The following is a 1628-nucleotide window of genomic DNA, read 5'->3' as shown; positions in this document are numbered from 1 at the left end:
CGGTGGTGCCGCCCTCGGAGGCCGAGGGGGTGTCCCAGCCCTGCCAGCCGACGCCACTTACATTGGCGTTAATTTGCACAGAGCCATCTTCAACGGGATTCAAGATGCTGACCTTAAGATCCTCCACTGATTTAGACTGCCCCGTTGTGCCAGCCGTAGATCCGTCGCGCTTGCTGCTCATCCAGCCAATATTCGAGACATGCGCCTCATACTGAATATGCATCTTGCTGTCATCTACGTTGAGAAGAGAACCGTTGAAGCAGTAGTTCATGTCACAGCGTCCGTTGACGCCCGGGACATTGCCACTGCTTGAATACTGCCAGAAACTGTAGCTGCCAGCATAATCGCAACGCCAATTATATTGAGCGACCCAATGGTCATAACCGCTCAACGACGGAGAATTCAGGTAGTTGTTAAGCCAGTTAAGGTTCGCATAGATACCCGACTTAAAGCCAACGGCCTCCATACGGTTGCAAAAAGCCTGCGCAATCTGGGTAAGCTTATCCTTGCTGAAATCCGGATCTTGCAAGATATAGCTATCCTCAAGATCATAATAAACGGGAAGCGACGGATGATGGCCGCCGAGCCAAGCAAGTGTCCTGTCGGCCTCTTTATTGGCATCCTCTACAGAACGGGCGTAGGAGTAGTAATACACGCCATAAGGAATGCCGAGGCGTTCACATTCAGCAGCGTTCCTTTCAAAAGAATCGTCAGGTTTTCCGTAAACCGGACCGACCTTGAGAATGGCAAAATCAATCCCCGCGGCCTTAACCTTATTCCAATCAACAGTTCCTTGATGATTGCTGACATCGATGCCGCGCGCAACAGCGCCATTGGGCAAAGGATCGTCAGTTAAAGACTGCGCATCGATGTCGCCATTGTCAGAATCGATAAGCACGCCGTTTTCGAAACGCCAAGAGTTCGGTTCCAAAGAGTCGGCTTCGCAGGAATTCATTTCAGTGGAATCATCGGTTGGGGCTTCACCGTTTGACTCGTCAACACGAGACTCTTCGATGCCAATTCCAGGCTGTTCGCCTGAATCAGAGTCTACACCCCCATCAGGACGAGCAGCATTTGCATCGTCACCATACCATTCGGTTACACCCTGAGAACCCGAGGCATCGTCCTGCGCTCCCTGAGAGCTTGCACCTTGAGATTCGTACTCGTTCGATGTTTGCGAGACCGACTGCGAAGCAGCGGCGGCCTGGACCGACAGCGCATACGCGCTGTAAGGCTGAATGATTTGCGACCAGCCCATCAATAGCGTACAAACCAAAGCAGCAGACGCTTTAAGACGTTTCATGCATATCCCCCGAAACAGTAACCACAGATAAAGAAACGAATACTAGCTATATTACCGCACTTCCATACAGGCATTTAAAGCTTAGGAAAGCACCAGTTAGCACACAGTCAAAAACCTTGATTATCGACTTCATCCGAACACCTCCCACATTCATCCGTACATGTACGGATGAATGTGGGAACCCGATACCCTGAGGGCCGGACCGGCCGGCCCCGGAAGATCGGAGGACGGCATGTCCGGAAAGAGGAAGAAGGGTTCCGCGAAAGCGGCCCCGAGGGCCTACGGAAGGCTCACGAGGCACGAGCGGGACACGGTCCAGAGGATG

1 protein-coding gene is annotated in these 1628 nt (G+C 52.3%); it reads right to left on the bottom strand.

The window, feature by feature from the left end; translation table 11 throughout:
- Positions 1–1303, bottom strand: a 1303-nt coding sequence (locus KSY82_RS10135) for a GH25 family lysozyme (RefSeq protein ID WP_303246713.1), incomplete at its 3' end; no start/stop codon positions are given.
- Between the last annotated feature and the right edge of the window lie 325 nt (positions 1304–1628).

It is taken from the genome of Collinsella aerofaciens, from assembly GCF_019131995.1.
GTDB classification, from domain to species: Bacteria; Actinomycetota; Coriobacteriia; order Coriobacteriales; family Coriobacteriaceae; genus Collinsella; species Collinsella aerofaciens_S.
The sequence above is the reverse complement of the archived record's forward strand: the minus strand, read 5'-3'. Positions and strand labels throughout refer to the sequence as shown.